At 65.5% G+C, this 4,698-nt stretch carries 3 protein-coding genes; all 3 read right to left on the minus strand.

Annotation, left to right across the window (positions count from 1 at the left end; translation table 11 throughout):
* Window positions 1–168: 168 nt before the first annotated feature.
* Window positions 169–1,779 carry an ABC transporter substrate-binding protein gene (locus AB0M29_RS44955; RefSeq protein ID WP_365393612.1) on the minus strand — a complete coding sequence of 537 codons (1,611 nt, stop codon included), beginning with the start codon at window positions 1,777–1,779 and terminating at the stop codon, window positions 169–171.
* Between the two features lie 89 nt (window positions 1,780–1,868).
* Window positions 1,869–3,182, minus strand: coding sequence for an NtaA/DmoA family FMN-dependent monooxygenase (locus AB0M29_RS44960; protein ID WP_365393614.1), 1,314 nt, complete (start codon window positions 3,180–3,182; stop codon window positions 1,869–1,871).
* 542 nt (window positions 3,183–3,724) lie between these two features.
* Window positions 3,725–4,698: glycoside hydrolase family 64 protein (locus tag AB0M29_RS44965; RefSeq protein WP_365393616.1), on the minus strand; the 974-nt coding region annotated here is incomplete at its 5' end.

A 4,698-nucleotide genomic window follows, 5' to 3' on the forward strand; every position in this document is an offset into this window, starting at 1 on the left:
TGGTGTACCACAGGCCCACCGACCACCAGCTCGCGCCGCGCCCATCGCCCCCAGCACACGTCTTACACTCTGGCGCACGGCCGGGGGATGATCCCCGGGCCTTCCTCCATTGTGTACGACGAAATGGGTGGCGCCGGGCCCTGACCGGCGACCCGGCTGCTCCGTTGGTCACGCCTTCCGCTTGATCTTCGACGAGTCGAAGATCTCCGGGTAATCGGAGTCCAGCTCGATATCGGACAGATAGTTGTGCGCGACGATCGGGTACGGAGTGTTGCAAAGCATGACGTAGATCGCGTCGTCCATGAGAAGCCGCGTCGCCTGGAGGTATATCGCGTTCATCCTCTCGGATGTGGGCTGGGCGATGGCCTGGTCCATCAGCTTGTCCAGCTCAGGGTTGCTGTAACCGAAGAAGTTCAGCGGCTTCGCCCCGGTGCGCAGCAGGATCCGCAGCACCGTGTCGAGGTGCAGCGCGTCGCCACCCATGAAGTCCACTAGGATGTCCGGCCGGTTGGACTGCGGCTGGTTCGCCAGGTCGAACTCCTGGGCCGTAGGGAGCTGACGCACCGTCGCGTGGAAGCCGAGCGCCGCCAGCTGGATCTGGAGCTGGTTGGCCATCTGGTGGATGGGCTCGCCGCCACTCGCGCCCCAGGCCAGGTCGACCTTGTTGTCCGGGAGGCCGGCCACCAGGGCTTTGCAGGTGGCTGTGTCGATCGTGTCGTCGAGGGGCACCGCGCTCGGGTCGAGGAGCAGGTCGGGCCAGTAGCCCTTCTGCGGTTCGGTCAGGCCACCGAAACCGGTGTCGACGATCTTCTTGCGGTCTATCGCCTTGACCAGCGCCTGGCGCAGCGCCTTGTCGGCGAAGAGCGGCCGGTTGAAGTTGAGCCAGATCGCGTTGCCAGTGCCGCCGATCGTGATCGGGACGTTGAAGTTCTTGTTCTTCCGGTACCGCAGCACGTCGGGGACCGCGAGGCCCTTGGTCACGATGTCGAAGGCGCCGGAGTCCAACTGGAGCTTCTGCGTCGATACGTTGGGCGTGATCTGGATCCGGATGGTGTCGAACCCGACGTCACCGCCCCAGTAGTCCTTGAACTTGGTCAGCGTGTAGTGACTTCCGGGCACGAACTCGGCGATCTCGAACGGCCCCGTGCCGGCGTCATGGGTCTTCATCCACCCTTGGGCCAGGTCGTCGCCCTTGGCGTACTTGGTGACGGCCGTCGGGCTGGTCGCCATGGGATGCCACGGACACGCCAGGTAGTGCAGGAACGCCTGGTTCGGCGACTTCAAGGTCACGACCAGAGTGGTCGCGTCCCGGGCTGTCGCCTTCGCGATCCCCTGCACCATGTACGCCGGCCCCTGGTTCACCCTCGCGCGCCGGTCGAACGCGGCGACCCACGAGGCGGCATCCACGATCGTGCCGTCGTGGAACTTCACGTTCGGCTTCAGCTTGAAGGTGTACGTGCAGTTGTCCGGCGAGAGGGTCCACGAGTCCGCCAACAACGGGATCACCGTGTTAGTGCCCGGCTTGTACTGGCAGAGCCCTTCGTAGGCGGCGTGCATCACCTGGACGCCCTCGCCCTCGTACATGATGTCAGGGTCGGGGACCTGCATGTCCTCCAGGAACGGCATCGTCAGGGTCAGGCTGTCACCCGACCTGCTGGCACCACCGGCACCACACGCGGCCAGCAGCGATGCGAGACCGACGCTGCCACCGGCGATCGCACTGAGCCTGAGGAATCCTCGCCGATCGAGCTCGGGGAGAAGTGGGGATGACTGAGACACGGTCACTCCTGGATATCTGAACGGGGCCGAGTCGAATCTCAGGCCCATGGCGACGTCGGCTTGCGATCAGCGTTGACAGGTGAGGTCTGTCAGAATTCGAGGAGGTTCTCTCGGAACGTCGAGTGGTTGTAGCCGTCCCTGATCAGGCCACGCTTGCGGAGCGCCGGGGCGAGCCCGTCTGCGATCTCGGCGATGTTGCGACGGGTGACCGTCGGCGAGAGCAGGTACCCGTCGCCGCCGACCTCGTCCATCGCTTCACCCATCTTCGCGGCGACAGTGTCGGGCGACCCGACGAAACCGAGACCGGAGTGGGTGTCGATCGTGGCGATCGCCTCGCGGAGCGACAGCCCCTGGCCGCGCTCGACGAAGTTCCGCAAGGTGCTGGTCTCGCCGTTGCCCCACACGTCCGGCACCGGTCCATCGAGGTCGTACTGCGAGAAGTCATGCGTGCCGCCGGAGGAGTAGCTGAGCCCCCAGAGCCGGCGCTCGACGGCGGCGTCGCTGCGCATGTGCTCCTTGTGCGCCTCGTCGCGGGCCTGGGCAACCGCGTCGGTCTCCCCCAGCGTCACGTCGATGAGGAAAAGGATCTTGAGTGTGCTCGGGTCCCGGCCGTACTCCTTCATCCGCCGATGCATGTCCTCGCGGAAGGCCTTCATCGACTCGATGCTGCTGCCGTGTGCGAGCATCGACTCCGCGTGCTTCGCGGCCAGGTCGCGACCGGACTGGGAAGCACCGGCCTGGACGATGACCGGTCGGCGCTGGGGACCCGGGATCGTGTTCAGCGGACCGCGGGTCTTGAAGTACTTCCCGACGAAGTCGACCGGGTGCACCTTGGTGTGGTCGGCGTAGCGCGGGGTCTCCTGGTCCACGAGGACCGCCCCTTCCTCCCACGACTCCCACAGCGCGTTCACCGCGTCCATCCACTCGTGCGCCATCTGGTAGCGCTCGGCGTGGGGTTGGAGGTCCTCGTAGCCGTACTGCTGTGCGGCGCGTCTGCTGCTGCCTGTGACGACGTTGAGACCGACCCGTCCGTCGGTGAGGTGGTCCAGCGTCGTCATGGTGCGAGCGGCCATGTACGGGTGGTAAAAGCTCGTCGACAGCGTGACCGCGACGCCGATGTGCTTCGTGCGCTGGGTGAGCAGCGGGATGAGCGGGACCGGGTCGCTCTTGGGCCCGAGCAGGCCGTACTTCAGGGTGGTCTCCGTGGATCCGCCGTACGCGTCCTCGATCATGCTGGTGTCCTCCACCAGTAGATAGTCGAAGCGCGCCCGCTCCAGAGCGGCGGCCAGGTCGACGAACAGGTCGCCCTTCATCCAGTCGTGGCCGGTGTTGCCCGCCCAGGGATCCCCCTGCCAGGTCTGCACGCTGAACCCGCTGCCCATGAACCAGCCAAGGTGAAACATCAGCTCTGCCTCCCGTCATGTTCGGTCGCACGACTGTCGCCCGACAATGTTTCCACTGGCCAGAAGGCCCATTTCCTCGCTATTGCGCCTCATCGCTCATCTTGTGACGCGCCGTGCCCGTGCCCGCGGCGGCCATGTGACGTCCTCCTGGACGGTCGAGCGAGGTCCTCCGGATCGTGGCGTGGATGTCGGCGTGCTGGAACGGGGATCGCTGGCTCCCAACCGAGCCGCGCTGCCGTTGAGTCCGGCCTTCCGGCCGCCCGTAGCCGAACCTCGGCATTTCATGATGGCTCGTCAGTGCAACTGGCGGCCCGTTTCAGCTTGTTGGGCTGATGGTGGGCGGGCCTTGCCCCCGAATCCCGGACACGGGTCATGCGGCTTGTGCCAGCGAAATTGGGGTGAGTTGGAGGGCGTTCTCAGTGCTGCGGTGGGTCTCGTGAAAGCGACCGGTTCCGGCACGTCAGGGTGCCGGAACCGGTCGCGCTCTCGCGGTCAGCGGGCTCCTTCCGTGAGGGGAAGGGCACGTCAGACCGTTTCGGGGATTACCAGCCGACAGCCACCTCCAGCCACTGCGGGTCGCCATGCGTGATGAACGAGGACTGGCCCGCGTAGTCGTCGTAGGGGAACCCGTAGGCGAGGTTGTCGATGGCGTGGTCGTGCCAGAACTTCGCGTAGTAGTTCGCGGGTGCGCCCTCGTAGTACTGGCCCGGGTCTGACCACTGCGACTGCGGGAGAGTGGCAACGTGGCGGTTCAACGCTGCACACTCGCCGGGCTGGTCGGCCAGCGGGCCGGCGCAGCCGAAGATGTCTGATGTGGCTGCGTTGACGCCCACGGAATTGGCATAGTTGGTGAAGTAGTTCGCGTTGGCGCCACCCGCCTGGAAGGTCGGGTCGCTGCCCGGCGCGATGATCCGGTAGGGCGCCTGGGTCTGAGCGAGGACCTTGAACTCCTGCGGCACGGCATCGACGAAGTCCTGGAAGAGCTGGTTCCGGCTCTCGGTGAACACCTGCTGGGTCTCACCGACCTTTACGTCGTAGCCGTCCTTGGTGTGCAGGCGCATGGCGATGGGCAGGCCGAATGCGTCGACGCGGGTGGTGTTGCCGTTGAAGACGTTCGCGCCGACGGTGAACTCGATGAAGTCGAAGTACTTGCTGTTCGGTGAGCCGAGGTAGAAGTACATTCGCCCGGCGGAGTTGGCCGGCATGTCGAGGTAGGGCTGCTCCGCGATGGAGTGCGTCTGCCCGTTGAAGCTCCAGTAGACCTGGCTGTCGGGGTACTGGCCGTTGGTCCGGTTGAGGATCTTCACCATGACGACGTTCTGCGCGGCAGGGATCGTGCTGGTGTCGCCCCAGAACGCGTCGTTGCCACCCGTTGTTGCGGTGGTGAAGGCTTGGAGTTCCCAGAGGGAGTAGCCCCAGGTGGTGGCGCGTTGGGTGCCGTACATGCGGATGTAGCGGGCGTTGCCGTTGAGGTTGATGGTTTCGGTGCCTCCGGCGCCGGTGGTGGTGGTGTAGG

It is taken from the genome of Streptomyces sp. NPDC051976, from assembly GCF_040680795.1.
Lineage (GTDB): Bacteria > Actinomycetota > Actinomycetes > Streptomycetales > Streptomycetaceae > Actinacidiphila.